This is a genomic window from Salinispirillum marinum (assembly GCF_042650105.1).
In the GTDB taxonomy this organism is placed as follows: domain Bacteria; phylum Pseudomonadota; class Gammaproteobacteria; order Pseudomonadales; family Natronospirillaceae; genus Salinispirillum; species Salinispirillum marinum.
The window spans coordinates 622256-638854 of record NZ_JBHSAL010000002.1; the positions used below are offsets into that span (position 1 = coordinate 622256).

The following is a 16599-nucleotide window of genomic DNA, read 5'->3' on the forward strand; positions in this document are numbered from 1 at the left end:
GCGAGAAAAATGCACAATCATTTTTCTCGGTAACTCCCGGCCTGCCGTGGAGCGCTGTAGGCATAGCACTTGTTGTTACCGCTATCACAACCGCACGCTGTATGTAATAGTCAAAGTCTCGGTGCCGGGGTTCTCCTCGGCCAAACTTGCGTTCGACAAATGGTGGTACCCTAAGCCAATGCGCGTGTGATCGGCGAACTCATACACCAGATTCACGCCGGAACGAAACTGCAACCAAAAGCCCAGATTCACATCCTCGTTACCACCATGCAGGTACAAGCCTGGCGCGAAATCAACCGAGAGCAGAAAACCTGTATCCTTGGTGCTGAATTTCGACTCCCTCGTCAGTCCAGCAAACACATAATGCGATGCATAGCGCGTACGCATTAGCCCAATAACCGGCCGAAAATCGAAAGGTGTCCAACGTTCAGCGGTTAAGTACTGCACGCCATACTGCGATGCCTGACTGTCCTGCGCATAGTCTACAACCCCAATGAAGACTTGGGCATCCGCCGACTCTTTAGCGAGGGCCATACTTGTGAGTAAACACAGCAATCCGGAAAGAATCCACTTCTTAAGGGGCAGTTGATACATTTTCATTTATTTCTCCGGCCATTGAAATTGGACACCAGTAGCCACCGACCAGTCTTCACTTTGTGCCACCAAGCCACGACTGACTCGAAAGAAACCTTTCCATTTATCACCATATAGCGCCATAGCCGCCAAATTTCTCCGTCGCAATGGCGAGTTTACACCCTGAGTAAAATCGAACCATCTACCTTCTACACGCTCTTGGTAGTGATATTCTCCCCCCAACTGCCAGCGACCGTTGGGTCGATACCATAAAGCGGCATTCATAATCACGACATCGGTTTGGCGTGACCGCGCATGGTCTTCAAAGATGCCCGTACCAAAATTTAAGTCGACTCGCCATGGCTCTTGCTGTTGGGTTAACACCAAGTATGCATAAAAGCCCAGTGTATCAGCGCCCAGTGGCGGATTTGCCGCTGGCTCCAAAACGCCATACATAAATGCCGTGGCCGGAATGTAACGTTGCTGATCGAACAGGCGTAATTTGGTAAAAAAGTAAGGATCACCACCTGAAGTATAAGCTTTTTCCCTCTCAGTCAATGAACGGACGACATCCTGACTGGCAATAAATTCGCCACGAGAGCCGAGCGGCACGTTCACTTGAACACGCGGCAGTGTCCATAATGTGCCCTCTTGCTCTAGGTCACCCATATTCCTACCCTGCATGCGTTCGATACCAACAGAAAGGCGTGTCATGACGGGGATTTCCGCACTGAATGTTTGTTGAAACGGAATTTGCGCAGCACTCATGGGAACAGCCAGAAAATAAAACAAAACACCTAGGAACATACTAAATGCCCAGCCGCCAAGACCTGACTTATTCATGCGGATTTTCAGCCCACAGCGTCTCATAAACATTGGCTATACCCTCCCATTCACGGGCAATACTGAATTGGGCATCGACCATGGCCTGTCCTTTCGATTTTTGCCGTGCAAGCAATTGATCATCATCCAATAACTGCGCCAGATAGTGAGTCAACATGGCCTGATCACCAACATCGAATAGAAACCCGTTCTCACCCTGTTGAATCATATCCGGATAAGCGCCTGTACGTGCGCCAACCACCGCCGTTCCAGAACACATAGCTTCAATGGGCACTAAGCCGAAACCTTCGTAACGCGCCGGGGCGCAGACGATATCCATAGCTTGATAGATACTCGGCATATCGGTATAGGCGACTTCATCCAAGAAAAAGACCTGATCCATCACGCCCTTTGCCGCCAACTTGGCTTTCAGCTCATCGGCAAATCGCTGGAATTTAGAGGTCGTTTTTCCAACCACCAGTGCACATACATCCTTGTGCGCTGGCAATAGCTCGCACAGTGCCTGCACGAATAAATCCGTGCCTTTTTCAGGTCGAACACGACCCACGATGCCGACCACGCATCGAAAATCTCGCCACGGTGAATTCACAAGGGGTTTTGCGCTGGAAAAGCGAGTGACATCCACTCCGTGAGGAACAACAGCGCGCACATGGGGCACAAGCGCTGCCGCGGCATGACTGGTAGCAATGACGGCGTCTACCGCCTTTATGAGTTGGCGCGGATACCAAGAGTGACGACGAATGGCCGCGCTGGTAAAAACTACGCGCACCGGCAATCGCAAAACATCACGCGTGAACAATGCCCAGAATAATTCGTTATTGCGCCTAGCATGCCAAATATAAAAAGGTCGTTCCGAAGGTGCCTGCCGAAGTAACTTCCACAGTTCAACAAGTGTTATTCGACGAATGCCTTCGGCGGGAAAATTTGACAGCAGAACCAGCTCATAGCGTTCTTGCATGAACGGGAGCAAAGCGCGAATGGTCGCGCTCACCCCTGTAATGCGATGATGCATATCTGACACCACCACTTCTGGCATAGGCTTTGACACCAAGACTAACCGCGCAAAATGGCCAGAATTTCATTGGTTTTTTCGTGCATGAGCTTCTCATCCGCACGTGTTTCCAAATTCAACCGTACCACCGGCTCAGTATTCGATTTACGCAGATTAAAGCGCCAATTTGGAAACTCCAGTGACACGCCATCGACCGACTCTTCGCCAATGGCCTCTGCTTTAAAAGCTTCATATACCCGCGCAATCGCTGCATCCGCGTTGTCGACTTTACTGTTGATTTCGCCAGGCGACGGACAGGTCGACATCCGCTCACTCACCAGTTCAGAGAGTGACTGGCCCTTTTTACACAACAAATCTACTACCAGCAACCAGGGGATCATGCCGCTATCACAATATGCGAAGTCACGGAAATAATGGTGCGCACTCATTTCACCGCCATACACGGCATCTTCTTTGCGCATCATCTCTTTTATGAAGGCATGGCCCGTTTTGGACTGCACCGCCTTACCGCCATTTTTCTCGCAAATGTCTTTGGTATTCCACACCAATCGAGGATCATGGATGATGGTGGCTCCCGGATTCTTTACCAAGAAAGCTTCAGCCAAAAGGCCGACCACGTAATAGCCCTCAATAAAGCGGCCATCGGCATCCCAAAGGAAACAGCGGTCAAAATCACCGTCCCATGCAATCCCCATATCGGCATTATGTGCGTGCACTGCATCACCGGTGACGGGCTGTTGCTCCTTCAAAATGGGATTAGGAATACCATTGGGAAAGGTGCCGTCAGGGGTGTTGTGCAACTTTACCAATTCAATGGGCACTCCACGGCTCTTAAACGCCGCTTCAATACGATCTACTGTATGGCAGGCTGCGCCATTGCCTGCGTTAACCACCAGCTTCATAGGTTTGACATCACCCAGATCCAAATAGCTTAACAAATGATCAACATAAGGGCCGGAGTGGTCGAGCTTAGACAGTGTTCCTTTTACATTCGAGGCCGTGAATTGGTTCGCTTCGGCAAGCTTCTTGATATCCAGGAGCCCAGAGTCGTTGCTTAGCGGCCGCGAGCCTTCACGCACCATTTTCAAACCATTGTAATCAATCGGATTGTGGCTAGCCGTTACCATAATCCCACCATCAAGACCCAATGCCTTCGTCGCGTAGTAGACTTCTTCCGTACCAATCAGACCGAGATCAATCACATCCACACCCGAGTCCATCAAGCCACGCGCAAGCTCCAGCTTCAGAGTTTCCGACGTCAATCGCACGTCGCCACCCACACACACTTTCTTGGGCTTCAGAAATTCGGCATAAGCGCGACCGATTCGGTAGACAATCTCGTCGTTTAACTCAACACCGAGCTTGCCGCGAATGTCATAGGCTTGAAAACAAGTTAGTTCGGTCATAATCCTTCTCTCTGTTGTTGCGGAGTAAACACTCTCTTCGTAAGCATAATAGCGTGCTCTAGGACGTCTTAACACCCACTTTAGGTATTACGACGAAACAAGTACACGCCGAGCCCAAAAGCCAAAAACACCGGCAGTGTCGCAGCGACAGCGGGTGTCATGCCAATGAACAAACCAATGGGACCAAAGAATTGTTGGGTAATTTGTAACACCAGACCCAAGGCGATACCCATGAAAATACGGGTACCCATGGCGATTGAACGCGTTGAACCAAAGACAAAAGCAATACCAATGAAACTCAGTGTCATGGTCAGCAAAGGCGCACTTAAGCGCTCCCATAAACGCAGCGCTACCACAGGATCAACCACCGCCTGCGTATTCTGAAAGTTAACCCGCGACCACAGCGCGGGAAGCGATATGACACGCAACGATTGTGACAGGTTGACGATGATGTCGGTCGATAGCGGCGGCTCTTGCACGCGCTCAGAAAAAGACTGACGCATCATCTGTCCGCCCTCGTCCGCCCAATCGATCACCTCCACGCCCTCCAACTCCCACCGGTCATTTAACAGGGTACCTGAGGCTGCACGAATAATACGCCGTATATGTTGTTGTTCGTTGAGCTCCACCAAAACCAGATTTCGGGCTTCATCCACGCTGACAAAATCACCGACATGAATCAACTGCTGCTCACTCTGATACCAAGAACCCAATTGCAGTTGTACATTTTGTTGGCGGATATCCGCCCGATAGAAATTGGCACGCTGTTCAAGGCCAGGTGCAAACACCTCTCCGCCGATGAAAAATGCAATGGTTGCAAAAAAAGCGGGCATCAAAATGGTACTCAGCAACCGCGCCATCGATACACCCGTGGCGCGAATCGCCGTAAGCTCACTGCTGGCGGCCAAGCCACCTATGCTGACCAAGGTTCCAATCATGACCACAAAGGGAGCGAACTGATAAAGTTCACTTGGGATAGCCATCAAGGTATAGACCAACACATGATAGGCATTGAAGTTTTCATCGCCTCGGCGGGCCAACTCATCGGCATAGCTCAATAAAAACATTAAGCTACCGAAAACCAGTAGCACCATTAAGATGCTTTTTAAACTGCGCCCCATTACGTATCGATTCAGAATCATTAGGACATCGCCTTAGTGCTGGCCAACCGCCGCGTGCTTAGCCACTGCCTGACCTCCAGTCGAAGGGCCAAGCCTAGCCCCACCGCAACCAGGTGTATCCACCAGAAATTCGCCCAAATGGGCAAATTGCCGCCGCCAACACTGCTATTGACCGTTCGACACAAGTACTGATAGAGGAGATAGAAAATGACAGCGGGCAAAACCGCAGCATTTTTGCCGCTGCGGGGCGTATAGCGGGTCAGATTCACGGCCCAAATACAGAACACCAATAAACTCAGTGGGTACAAAACACGCCACTGCAACATCACCTGATTGCGCAAGACAGTGCTCTCATAGAGCGCATGATTTTCCAACGCATACCGATTGTAACCACCGGATACTTGTTGGCGTTCCAACAACAAATCCAGAACAGCAAAAGAGACCCGCTCTAGCTCGTCACCCATCATGTCCGAATACAAATGACCTTCAGTAAAACGCATAAAGCGACCTTCACCGTCAGACACGACTTGGGCAGAACGGGCGGTTACCATACGTTCCTGCCCATCGTCTTGATAAGCCATAAATACATCCAGCAGTAGGCCGGAGCGTGCATCGCTGCTTTGCGCGTAAAGAATACTGCCATTACGATCGATGGGCGTGAATTGACCGGGCTGCACCAGCTCTGCCGCGGGTCGTGATGCAAGCTGTTGATTAAGGTCTGCAGTCGCCCGATTAGCGGCTGGGGCAAGAAATAGCGTGAATACGTACAACACAACAGTAGCTAAAACGCCGACACTCAGTATCAGGCGTAAGATTTTGGCATCGGAATAACCGGTCGCTTGCAATACCACGCGTTCATTGGCTCCCGTCATTTGACCCAGAGCAATGACTAGCGCCAGAAAAAATCCGCCTGGAATAAGCTCTTGCAAGACAGGCGGTAGTTGATACAGCATCAACAAAGCGACTGCCTGACTCGGCAGCGTACCGCTTAATGCCCTCGTTAAAACCTCACCAAACGCTTCCGCCAGCAGCAAGATAGCCAAGAGAATGCAGATCAACACGAACGGCAGGGCGATCTGCTTGAGGATATAGCGTTGAATGATCATTGCCGTTCCATGCCCGTTATATCAGCTAAAGGTCGAGTGCAGTTGGTAGTAATGTCCACGTTGCTCTAGTAATTCCCGATGTGTCCCAGATTCCACCACCACGCCTTGATCCAGCACGTAAATCACATCGGCGTTCATTACTGTGGACAAGCGGTGCGCAATCACCAAGGTTGTCTTTCGCCGAGCCAATGCATCGAGTGTTTCCTGAATCAACTTCTCGGTACGTGTATCCAGTGCCGACGTCGCTTCGTCCAGCAACAGTATAGGAGCATCCCGCAACAACGCCCGGGCAATGGCAACGCGCTGGCGCTGCCCGCCCGACAAATTAGAACCACGAGGCCCTGCCAATGTTTCCAAACCACCCGGCAACGTGTTGGTAAAATCCATTACCCTCGCTTCGGTTGCCGCTTGATTTACTTCCGCTTCACCCGCTTCCAATTTACCCAATAAAATATTTTGCTTAATCGTTTCGTCAAACAACGCGGAATCCTGACTGACGACGGCAAACAGTGATCGTAGCTCTATCAAATTGAGTTGATCTGTGGAAACGTCACCCAAGAGCACCTGCCCTGAATCGGGTTCTATCAAACGGGTGAGTAAGTTAAACAACGTGGACTTGCCAGCACCGGAAGCACCGACAATGGCGGTCATTTTTCCCGCCGGCGCACGCAACGTCAGTCCGCGTAGCACGGACAGTTCACCATAACTAAAATTAATGTTGTCAAACACCACATCACAATGCTGGATATCTTTGGGAATGGGTTGTATCGCCGTTACATTCTTTATCGTCGGGGCAAGATCAAGCACGGCATAAATGCGCTCTAAGCTCGCACTCGCGGCTTGAAAAGCACCACTGATATTGCTTAATCGGCGTAACGGATCAAAGATCAGGGCCATGGCCGTAAAAAAGCTCATGAAATCGCCTACCGACTTTTCACCTGCGATAATTTCTTGTCCACCATAAATCACCACGGCCACAAAACCGAATCCAGCCACTAGGTCGATCATCGCTGGCATACCGGCTTTACCGATTTCGGAACGGCGTTGAAACCGAAAGAACTGCCCAACTTCTTTCTGGAAACGCTGATCTTCGTAAGCTTCGAGATTATTCTGCTTAATGGCATTGACGCCATGGAAAATTTCATCGAGACGCATGGAAAGAATCGAGGAAATTTGCCGGGAACGGCGCGTTGTGCGAAGGATCAGTCGCCGCAACAACGAAATAGGAAACGCCAACAACGGCAAGCCAAACAACGCAAATAACGCCCACTTCCAGTCCACCATAAAGGCAACGGTCAGCAAGGCAATGAGTGAAATGCTGTCTCGACCCAAATTGAGTAACGCAGTACTGGCGAAGCCTTTTAGTGCTTCAGTATCACCACGTACACGGTCAATCAACGCGCCCGGAGAGTACTTGCCATAAAACGCACTGTCTTGCCTGATAAGGTGACTGAGCATGGCTTTTTGGAGCCCAGTGACAACCCGCAAACCGACCGTAACGGTGATCACACGCTGCCCAAAACCACCGACGGCCCGGGCCGTAAAGACAATAAAAATCGCCATGGCGATCCACACCACATCCGACTGACTGCCCTCGACAAAAACCAAATCAAACATGGGCTTTACAAGGTAACTCAGTAACCCAAGTGCGCTACCCTCGATAACCACCAATACGGCGGCTATTGAAATCAAGCCTACATGATGCCGTAGGTAATCCTGCCAAAGGCGCTTTAATAATTCGCGTCTGGGGGTATCGTGATGCGTTTCCAAACTGTAATCATTCACGGCGTAATACCTTGTCGACAAACCAAGCAGAAAACCCTCTAGGTTGAAATGACGCACGTAAAGCTCGCGGGTCATAATGGTCACGCACCCAATCTTTCAGACGGATAGGTGTTTTTTCATTGTATCGCTCATAAGCTTCCAGAAACGCAAACAACATTCCTGTTTTAGCACCACGGAAATGTAAATACCGCCATGACAGATGGCTTTTGGCGTCGTCTATTGTGCCTTGTCCAGTAAACAATAAATACAACGCAGCCGCGAAGCCTGAACGATCGGCACCCGATTTACAGTGAAACAACACGGGTGTTTCAACACGCTCAAATAACGAGAGCAACTCCAGCACCACATCAGAATCAGGCGCGCCACGAGAAGACATTTTAAACGCAATAAGTTCCAGATTCGCTTGTTTACAGGCTGCCACTTCAAGAATAGACGCGCCACCAGTGGTTAAGCCGCGTAAGCTGATCACCGTCCTCAAACCTTCCCGCGCTAGTTTGACAAGTTGCTGCGGCGTTGGTTGGTTTGAACGCCAAGCATCTGGTGTGAATTGTGTTGGCCGGTTCCAAAAGAACCGGAGTAAACCATGATCATAAATCATAGCATCCAGCCAAACCACAATGCGTATCCGGCGAAGGTGCATACGACCGGCCCACGTTGAACGCCATTGTCGGTAATCCATCATGATCTTGCCTTGACCGCTTCTGCCGACCAACGGTTAACTTTTTCGGCAAAAATACGTTTTTGTCGAGCACTCAAGAACTTGAACCAGCGTTGCACCGGAAAGAACGTACGCTCACCCAACCCGTCAATGATCAAAAAACGCTCATCGGGCGAATCGGCTTTTTCAAGGACGATATTCTCCAGATTCAAGTCGCCTATCACCAATTCAGTTTCTACGATTGCATCCAACATCAACTTAAGGGCCTTTGCTCGATCTGCTGTCATTCGGCCATCGTCTAGTAACGTGCGTACGGTAGGTGCAATCAGACCGGCGCTATCGCGCGCCGCAGCCACCAACAAGCCAAGCCCCAAATCAGTATCAATAACACCGTAAATAGGCGCGATATACTCGGTAACCCGACCATAATCGCGGTAGCGAGACTCTACGAACTGTGTTAAATCTCGAAGGATGCCCGTGCTGTACTGGAAGTGATCCTCCACATTGGCCATCCATACCCTTACACCTCGCGCCTCTGCCAAGTTCTTTCTGGATTTATGGACCTTTATCAACAAATTAGGATCTAGCGGATGCTCGAACACCATGCGTGTCTTGCTGTGCAACAAAGGCGTTACATGAGCAAGCTCTACTGGGCTTAGAACTGACATATCACTCCCGCCGCAACACGACGTCAACTAACCAAACCAATGGACCTTTAGGATTAAATGATCGAGTAACTTGCTCACGGTCATAATGATTATCCAACCACTCATCAAACCCAACGCTGGTTTGTCGATACGCATTTTCATAGGCCAACAAAAACCAATCCATCATACCGGTAGCGGCATGGCGAATATGCAAATACCGCCACGAAAGCGCTTGTTTCGCTTCATCCAAGGGTCGACCAGACCAGAGCAGAAAAAGCGCCGAGACCAAACCGGCACGATCCGCCCCAGACTTGCAATGCAGCAGCAATGGCCGAGGCGCCTCGTGAAAGAGTTGTCGCAAAGCCTGCAACTGATCTTTGGTGGGTGGTCGTCGTGAACTCATTTTTAAATTATGCAAAGTGACTTGAGTTCGCTGACAAGCCTCGACTTCCAATCGGAACGCACTGCTCTTGCCTTCCCCACGCAAATTTAACACCGTTTTAAAACCACGCTGTGCCAGTGAATTGATTCTCCATGGCGTAGGTTGATTTGAACGCCATACACCAGGCACCACCTCAGCAGGGCGATTGAAAAACAACCGAATTAGACCCAAGTCAATAAAAAGTAGGTGGCAGACAGTTAAAAGGCGTCGCATTCTGTGGGTTAAGGCTTCCGGCGCGGTTGAACGCGAAGCCTTGGACTGATCAGGAGACTTTATCAAACGCGATGACCCGCAGTACGATGAGTGGTCTGCGTATAATAACGAAACACACTGACGCTGCCTACCGCCACCGCCCACCCATTGGCCCTAGCGCCGCACTAGGCTACTATAGCCGCCTTGTTTATTAGGTTCCCGGAATCCGTCAACACTGTTTTATGAAGACACGTCAGCAATTCCTCACCCTCGCTGAGCTCGGCATCTCATCTTATTCCGGAGAAGTTTTGTCTGCGTTCGATAACCTGCATGGCAAGGAATGGCTAGCAACGCTCACCCGTACCCTGGCAAAACTAGATGATCAGCACCTGCTCTACAAACAACGGAACCGGGTGTACCGGATTGCTGATCCAACAGGTCCTGGTGAACTGTGCGTCAAGGTTTTCAAAAAGCCTGATCGTTTGCGCAGTACGTTCTATCGCCAACAAGGTAGCAAAGCACAACGCGCTCACCAATTCGCCAAACACCTGTTCGCTCAGCATGCAGCGGTAACAGAGCCGGTAGGATTCATCGAGCAGTGGCAAGGCTCACAATTGGTGGAAAGCGCATTGATCAGCCGATTTTACCCCAATGCTACTGATCTTTATTCCGAAATGACGTACTTGTTGCGCGACCATCCTTATGCGGGTGCATTTGTAAACTTAATTCGTGTAACCGCGCAAGCGGTAAGAAAAATGCACGATAGCGGCTTTCTTCACGGTGACTTAGGCCCACAAAACATCCTGTTGACCCGAACCGGTGATGCCTCGTGGACTTCTCCTGTTTTTATTGATTTAAATCGCGGACAGCTCTGCTCAAACCCTACCCTAAGACAACGCGCACGTGATCTTGAGCGAATGAAAATTCCGACGCATTTTTTGCGTATATTTCATCACATATACTTTAATGATGGGGCCGTTCCCGCTGAGTTTTTACGCTGGGACGAACACTATCGCGCCCGGTTTCGCTTGCATCAGCGCTCCCGTAAATATCGTCACCCCATACGTACGCTAAAGAATATTTGGTCGCCGAATGTGGATAACCGTAAACACACATCAACCGGGCAGCCCGTCCCAAGGGATGTATGGTTGTGGGATGAGTTTTCTGCCCAACCATCGGTCATGCACCGCAAAAAAGAACGCGCCAGAGAGCGCAAATTATCAGACCTTTGGACAACCATTGTCGCAACGCTGCAGGCAGCACCCGGTATCTACAAGTACTACCGGGAACGTAAAGCCAGTATGTATCAAAAGCCGATCGATATGCGCCAAAGATTGGGCATCAGTGTGGAAGTAGATGATAGTTTTGCGCGGCAACAGAAAGCACTTGTCGAATTACCCGCCAGTAATATTCTCATGCGCTGCTATTACCATCTGGGTACATCACACATTACCGCCTGTCATGGTGCCATTCGCGCCCTGAAAGCAGACGGCCACAAGGTGTCTTTGGCCTTAATTCAATCCCGTGATGCGGTCATTCATCCCGAGCGTTGGTTCGACTTCGTTGATCAAGCACTTGAGCGCCTGCATGATTATTTAGACTGCGTTGAAGTGGGTCATGCGGTCAATCGGGTTAAGTGGGGGTTTTGGAACCTTGAAGAAATAACCCGCCTCTGGCCAACCGATGGCCGCTGGAAAGCACGCTACCCTCACCTCACCTTTATTGGCCCGGCGGTTAATGATTTCGAATTTCAATACTACCCACCGTTGCTTGCGCGAGCGGGTCAGCAATTCGATGCGTTGTCAGGCCATTTGTATGTTGACCGGCGTGGCGCACCTGAAACAGCACAAAACGGTTTCAGCAGCTTGGAAAAGGGGCTGTTAGCCAAAGCTCTTGCTGACCAAGCAGGAAAACATGACTTTTACGTCACCGAGGTAAACTGGCCACTAAAGAACACGGGATTGTATTCACCGGTTGCCGGGGCGTATCAGGTAAAGGATTCCAAGGAAAGTAATCTCCATGTCAGTGAAGAACTCAGCGCCGCTTACATGGTGCGCTATGCACTGATTACCCTCTGTTCTGGTGCAGTATCAGGTATTTGGTGGTGGCGACTGGCACACCCAGGGTTTGGCTTAATCGATACGGAACAAGGATGGCGCTTACGCCCGGGCTGGCATGCGTTTGCTACTTTTCAAAGAAACCTGGCGAAAACTACTTTTGTCCAGAAGCGCCAACAGGGTGAGATTCAGTGGTGGGATTTCGTCGCCACAGACACAGGGCAGCCCACTTTAAGTATCGCCTACGCCTTGCATGCAACACCACTTCAAATACCCAGGGAGTTTTTGTCAGGATCTGACCTGTATGGTCAAGCCTTGTCGTTCAACACCGATAGAACGCTGTTGGTCAATGAATATCCCACCTATTTCTTTTATCAGAAGCAACCCTGACTATGCGCATTCTATTGAAGAGATTAGGCCGCTGGCTGGACAAAACATGGCGCACTCATCGCCCGGTATTGTTGCCAACGTTTTACCGTGCGTACCGAGACCTCAAACAACGAGCTGTCCCGATTCCCAAGGGCGCGCAACTTCTGATCGTCTTTGACCTACGCAATAACCGTGTGGATGGCCCACAAGGCCGACGTTTCTACAATTTAGCCACCATGTGGATCAAAGCGGGTTATCATCCTGTTTTTATCGACCGGCAACGCTTTTTAGCTAACCCTAGAGCCAACTTTAAAGCTCGCGTATTCAAGCACCACTTTTCACTGATAAACGATCTCTCCGACCTAGCGCCTTATATTAAACAGAGCGTAGTGCTAACCGACCAGTCTGTTGCTGCGCATCCGTTTCGACAGCAAGCTCTCGCAATTATGGAAATCAGCTTAGCGGTTGGCCCGCCGCAACAAGGTGACGAACATGCGTGGCCATTCCCGATGTTTCCTATCATTTATGACGAACACCTAGATGATTCACTAGATTCAGCACGCGCTAATGATCGCTTGTGGACTTTTTTCTTCGGTGGACGCTCGTCAGGGCACAGTTACGACAAAGGCTGGGTGAGCTCCATCTACAGTAAAGTACCACGTAATCGCTACCTAGCTCTGGTCGAATACGCACTTGAACAAGAACACATACCCTTAACACAACCGAAGGGTGGCGATAACTGGCAGGCACCGCCCCAACCTAATGCGCTATTTATTCGCAATGAACAGTGCAAAATACCCTTAACTCAATGGTTACCTACCATCGCCAGCGCGCGTTTTTTTCTGGCGTGCCCCGGCGTAAGATACCCTATGTCACACAATGCCATTGAAGCACTCGCGGTCGGCACCGTACCCATTTTGGAATATCCAGAAGATTTCTTTCCAACTCTTGAAGATGGCAAAAATTGCCTAACATTCTCAGGCGAACAAGGCTTGCTCACAACCATCCAGCGTGCCGCCCACATGACCCACGATGAATGGCTAAGTCTTTCTGCAGGCGCTCAAGCCTATTACGACAGCTACCTTGCGCCAAAAGCAGCGACACAGGGCTTTCTGTCAGCAGCAAAAGAGGGAAAAACGGTACTCCGGCTGGTGCCTTATCTGAAAGAAGGCGGTGGGTTGGTGTAAGTCATGAGGCTAACATAACCCAGCGAATAACACCCTCAAACGAGACCGTACGGCACCTTCACCGAACCATTCAACGCCTTGCCGATGGATCGATTCTCGGTCATCCACTGTCAAAGGCGTGGTCTTTCCTGCACCCTCAACCAATTTCTGTACAGTGTCCGTAGTCGTAATCGCGGGGCCTTGCTGCTCTTGTAACCAGTTAAGAAACGGGGTAGTCAAAGCCAGCACCGGAGTGCCACAACTTATGGCATAGAAATAACTGCCGCTCACCACCACATCGCTACCTTCATGTGCTAATACTAGTGCATTGGCACCAGCTACCAGAGCGTAGGCATCATCGTCAGACCAATATCTGGCAGCTATGGTCACATTCTTACCCTTAGCAGCCCGCTCTAACAACGCAAGATAAGACGGATCGTCAGCTTTACCAGCGATCACCAATTGGTTCGATACTCCCCAAGCGTCCACCAAAGCCAGCAAATTTTTATACCGGCTAATACGGCCAAAAGCGACGCAATAGCTCCCTTCAATCAATGGGTCTGGGTGTGAACGATTGTCTCGAGGGAAATCTGCATAATAAAGTGGATGGGGAACGTAATAACGATGATCAGTTTGATGACCCGAGTGTGTGATAACAGCATCGAAGGACTGCTCCAGATGATCAATCAGTTGCTTGATTTTATGCTGATCGTCAGGTCGGGTGCTGTGCGGAAACTGGTTATGCCGAACCATAATAACGCGCCGTGAAAATAAGCGCAGAACGTATAATTTAACGAGAAAGGTTAACTGACCAAACATCCTGGCCTTGCCCGTGCGCCGATCAACGAGACAATTCTCTAGCCAACTCACCAAAACAACATCCACTTTTGGCAAGACGCGAATTAGGCGGTGCAATGCCAACAGCTTAATTCTGGGAAAAAGCACAGCCTGATGATTTTCCGGCAAACACGATTGCATCCTCAGCGTATAGGGGTTGTTTCCAACACCAGGATAGAACCCTACACGCATCGCGCCCCGATGCGAGTCTGATGACTGGTGAAGCGCATCTGACATAGCCGCTACACCGCCGCTTTAGAACGCTCGCTAAGCCTAAAAGCATAAGCTAGGGCGATAAAGGCCCACATCAAGCCTACTGGCCTAAAGTTATAGAAACCAAAATGCGTATTCAGAGGGAAGGCCATTACCAAGGCACAAATGAACATCACGGTAGTCAGGTCCCAACGATTCTTTAAGGACTGCCATGTATGTCCCATCAAAATTGAGTAAAAAATCGCATACCCAATAAATCCGATGATCCCGGTCATGGATAGTACATCAAGCACAAACATATGGGCGTAGCGCACCCACATACCTTCCCAGTTTCGAGCGGCGGCATAGTCCTTTACCGCATCAGAACCAACGCCCACCCAAGGATTCTCGATGAATGTCATCCAAGCGGCATACCAAATGGGTAAGCGCCCGGAGGTAGCGCTGTTCATAAACTCGTAGTCCCAAGTAAATAACTGCAACGTATTGTCAGCACGCGCTCTGAATTCCGGCATCAACTGATACATGATTAATACGGCAGCAATACTTAACAAAACTCCAGTGACCAACCATTTAATACTGATGGCTTTGATCCAGAAGAGGTAAAAAGCATATAGGGTCATAGCGACTAGAAAAGCCAACCAAGATGCCCGGCTACCACCGAGCAAAATAACGGTCAGCATCGGGAGTATTAAAAGCCAGGATAAACGAAACCAGCCACCACGGATGGCCAGCCGACGAACCATTTCTATAAAAATGGGAGCACTGTGCGCAATCACAGTTCCGACGATGATGCCAGGATACCAAAGCCCCGTAAGACGCCCACTGACCATGGGATTCCCCAGTAGATTGGCGCCTGAAAAATATTGCAGTAACGCGTCAAAAATCCAGAAAAGTTGAAAACCAAAAAACACCAGCATCCAACGAAAAGGACTAAACCCAAACCTGAAGTGCCAAACGAATAGTGCGCTCACAAAACCAAGCAAGGAAAACCGTAACACATCATTAAAGGTTTCTTCTTTATTGACCGCAAACACTAGGGTCAATAAGAGCGGGACCGCAATAAGCAACCCGAGATAAATCGTCCAATTAAGTTCAGCATCCCAAGTCCGATAAATCGTCTTGGCGCTCAGCGCCCCCAAAACCAACAACAAAAAAACCGACAGGAGATAGGCTTCATCAAAGGGATAGACCAATAAAAATATTAGTCCTACTGCACCAAACAATTTAACTCGCCACTCACTAAGCCCTTGCAACATAACTTTTCCTTCTCTTCAACTTTTTGCGCCACCCAGGGCACGATTAATTTGCTCGTTTTTCGATACCATACGGTGTCCATGTACTTCGCGTATTCTTTACCGCCTTCCGGATGGCATTATTTTTTGCCCAAGTTTCAGGGTTCTCATAACCACGCTTATGGTCCAAATGAAGCATGATCACCGAGTAGCGCGCCTGAATGCCTTTTATGCCGAGATTCATCATCCGCTCTCCCATCTCCCGATCCAGTCCGCCATACTGCATGCGTTCATCAAAACCATTGACCGCCAGCATATCGGCCTTCCAACCAGAGCTGTTTCCACCGTTCCAGGTCGCACCGGTAGGCGTTAGTCGATTCAACCATCGGGCCAGCACCGACCCAGAGGTTAGCTTCATCTTTTTGTGATCAGACGGTTGCCCCAATTCTTTTAAGCAATCAAAACTAAACACTGTTTGATCGGCCACCATAGCTTCTGAAACAGCCTCACTCACGGGTAAGGTTAACCGATACAACCCACCAGAAACGAAATGTCCAGGTCGCGCAAACGCCTTGTGCATCGCGATATAATCGGCCCGAGGAATGCAGTCACCATCAGTAAAAGCCAGATAATCGCAAGGTGTTTCCATAATCGCCTTATTCAAAATGACAGTCTTACGAAACCCGTCGTCCTCATGCCATACATGGCGAATATTCAATCGGCCTCGGGCCTGAAACCGTGCGATCAAATCTGCTGTCTCCTGCCCAGAGCCATCATCGGCAAGAATGAGCTCGAAGTCAGGATCTGTTTGATGCTCATAGCCCCACAGCACCTTCTCCAACCACTTGGGGGAATTATAGGTGGTCACAACCACACCCATTTTCATCCAACATCTCCTGACGCGTAGTGAAACTTACTGGTACACTGCTCCCCTACTTTA

At 49.8% G+C, this 16599-nt stretch carries 15 protein-coding genes; 2 read left to right on the plus strand and 13 right to left on the minus strand.

Annotation, left to right across the window (positions count from 1 at the left end):
- Positions 1-84: 84 nt before the first annotated feature.
- The 10 genes from ACFOSD_RS10025 to ACFOSD_RS10070 all read right to left on the minus strand — a co-directional run bounded on the left by ACFOSD_RS10025 (position 85) and on the right by ACFOSD_RS10070 (position 9806).
- Positions 85-600 (minus strand): acyloxyacyl hydrolase, encoded by a 516-nt coding sequence (locus ACFOSD_RS10025; RefSeq protein ID WP_380696069.1) that lies wholly within the window; start codon positions 598-600, stop codon positions 85-87.
- Positions 601-1341, minus strand: a complete 741-nt coding sequence (locus ACFOSD_RS10030) for a hypothetical protein (protein ID WP_380696071.1) — start codon at positions 1339-1341, stop codon at positions 601-603.
- Between the two features lie 67 nt (positions 1342-1408).
- Positions 1409-2452 carry a glycosyltransferase family 4 protein gene (locus tag ACFOSD_RS10035; protein ID WP_380696073.1) on the minus strand — a complete coding sequence of 348 codons (1044 nt, stop codon included), beginning with the start codon at positions 2450-2452 and terminating at the stop codon, positions 1409-1411.
- A gap of 17 nt (positions 2453-2469) precedes the next feature.
- Positions 2470-3834 (minus strand): phosphomannomutase CpsG, encoded by a 1365-nt coding sequence (locus ACFOSD_RS10040; protein ID WP_380696075.1) that lies wholly within the window; start codon positions 3832-3834, stop codon positions 2470-2472.
- 80 nt (positions 3835-3914) lie between these two features.
- On the minus strand, positions 3915-4976 hold the full coding sequence (gene lptG, locus ACFOSD_RS10045; protein ID WP_380696077.1) for an LPS export ABC transporter permease LptG: 1062 nt from the start codon (positions 4974-4976) through the stop codon (positions 3915-3917).
- Entirely contained in the window at positions 4976-6061 is a 1086-nt protein-coding gene (gene lptF / locus ACFOSD_RS10050) for an LPS export ABC transporter permease LptF (RefSeq protein ID WP_380696079.1), read from the minus strand. The genes lptG and lptF overlap by 1 nt, the downstream gene beginning before the upstream one ends.
- A gap of 21 nt (positions 6062-6082) precedes the next feature.
- On the minus strand, positions 6083-7846 hold the full coding sequence (locus ACFOSD_RS10055) for an ABC transporter ATP-binding protein (protein ID WP_380696081.1): 1764 nt from the start codon (positions 7844-7846) through the stop codon (positions 6083-6085).
- On the minus strand, positions 7839-8462 hold the full coding sequence (locus ACFOSD_RS10060; protein WP_380696084.1) for a fused DSP-PTPase phosphatase/NAD kinase-like protein: 624 nt from the start codon (positions 8460-8462) through the stop codon (positions 7839-7841). The genes ACFOSD_RS10055 and ACFOSD_RS10060 overlap by 8 nt, the downstream gene beginning before the upstream one ends.
- Before the next feature lie 62 nt (positions 8463-8524).
- Positions 8525-9172, minus strand: a complete 648-nt coding sequence (locus tag ACFOSD_RS10065; protein ID WP_380696086.1) for a YrbL family protein — start codon at positions 9170-9172, stop codon at positions 8525-8527.
- 1 nt (position 9173) lies between these two features.
- The gene (locus ACFOSD_RS10070; protein WP_380696088.1) at positions 9174-9806 is read right to left on the minus strand and encodes a fused DSP-PTPase phosphatase/NAD kinase-like protein; all 633 of its coding nucleotides are present in this window, start codon (positions 9804-9806) and stop codon (positions 9174-9176) included.
- 287 nt (positions 9807-10093) lie between these two features.
- On the opposite strand from ACFOSD_RS10070, the gene ACFOSD_RS10075 reads away from it, so the two are divergent.
- Both ACFOSD_RS10075 and ACFOSD_RS10080 read left to right on the plus strand, forming a co-directional pair.
- Complete coding sequence (locus ACFOSD_RS10075; protein ID WP_380696090.1) at positions 10094-12232, plus strand: lipopolysaccharide kinase InaA family protein; 2139 nt, start codon at positions 10094-10096, stop codon at positions 12230-12232.
- Between the two features lie 2 nt (positions 12233-12234).
- Positions 12235-13398 (plus strand): hypothetical protein, encoded by a 1164-nt coding sequence (locus ACFOSD_RS10080; protein ID WP_380696092.1) that lies wholly within the window; start codon positions 12235-12237, stop codon positions 13396-13398.
- 9 nt (positions 13399-13407) lie between these two features.
- Here ACFOSD_RS10080 and ACFOSD_RS10085 read toward each other — a convergent pair whose 3' ends face one another.
- Genes ACFOSD_RS10085 through ACFOSD_RS10095 form a run of 3 tightly spaced genes read right to left on the minus strand, consistent with a single transcriptional unit; the run spans position 13408 to position 16545 of the window.
- Positions 13408-14451 (minus strand): hypothetical protein, encoded by a 1044-nt coding sequence (locus ACFOSD_RS10085; RefSeq protein ID WP_380696094.1) that lies wholly within the window; start codon positions 14449-14451, stop codon positions 13408-13410.
- 5 nt (positions 14452-14456) lie between these two features.
- Positions 14457-15683, minus strand: a complete 1227-nt coding sequence (locus ACFOSD_RS10090; RefSeq protein WP_380696096.1) for an O-antigen ligase family protein — start codon at positions 15681-15683, stop codon at positions 14457-14459.
- 43 nt (positions 15684-15726) lie between these two features.
- Positions 15727-16545 carry a glycosyltransferase family 2 protein gene (locus ACFOSD_RS10095; RefSeq protein WP_380696098.1) on the minus strand — a complete coding sequence of 273 codons (819 nt, stop codon included), beginning with the start codon at positions 16543-16545 and terminating at the stop codon, positions 15727-15729.
- Between the last annotated feature and the right edge of the window lie 54 nt (positions 16546-16599).

Coding starts and splice junctions, on each gene's coding strand:
- ACFOSD_RS10070 (WP_380696088.1), bottom strand. CDS start 9,806: ATGCGACGCCTTTTAACTGTCTGCCACCTACTTTTTATTGACTTGGGT.
- ACFOSD_RS10040 (WP_380696075.1), bottom strand. CDS start 3,834: ATGACCGAACTAACTTGTTTTCAAGCCTATGACATTCGCGGCAAGCTC.
- ACFOSD_RS10025 (WP_380696069.1), bottom strand. CDS start 600: ATGAAAATGTATCAACTGCCCCTTAAGAAGTGGATTCTTTCCGGATTG.
- ACFOSD_RS10085 (WP_380696094.1), bottom strand. CDS start 14,451: ATGTCAGATGCGCTTCACCAGTCATCAGACTCGCATCGGGGCGCGATG.
- lptG (WP_380696077.1), bottom strand. CDS start 4,976: ATGATTCTGAATCGATACGTAATGGGGCGCAGTTTAAAAAGCATCTTA.
- lptF (WP_380696079.1), bottom strand. CDS start 6,061: ATGATCATTCAACGCTATATCCTCAAGCAGATCGCCCTGCCGTTCGTG.
- ACFOSD_RS10095 (WP_380696098.1), bottom strand. CDS start 16,545: ATGAAAATGGGTGTGGTTGTGACCACCTATAATTCCCCCAAGTGGTTG.
- ACFOSD_RS10065 (WP_380696086.1), bottom strand. CDS start 9,172: ATGTCAGTTCTAAGCCCAGTAGAGCTTGCTCATGTAACGCCTTTGTTG.
- ACFOSD_RS10030 (WP_380696071.1), bottom strand. CDS start 1,341: ATGAGTGCTGCGCAAATTCCGTTTCAACAAACATTCAGTGCGGAAATC.
- ACFOSD_RS10080 (WP_380696092.1), top strand. CDS start 12,235: ATGCGCATTCTATTGAAGAGATTAGGCCGCTGGCTGGACAAAACATGG.
- ACFOSD_RS10035 (WP_380696073.1), bottom strand. CDS start 2,452: ATGCCAGAAGTGGTGGTGTCAGATATGCATCATCGCATTACAGGGGTG.
- ACFOSD_RS10090 (WP_380696096.1), bottom strand. CDS start 15,683: ATGTTGCAAGGGCTTAGTGAGTGGCGAGTTAAATTGTTTGGTGCAGTA.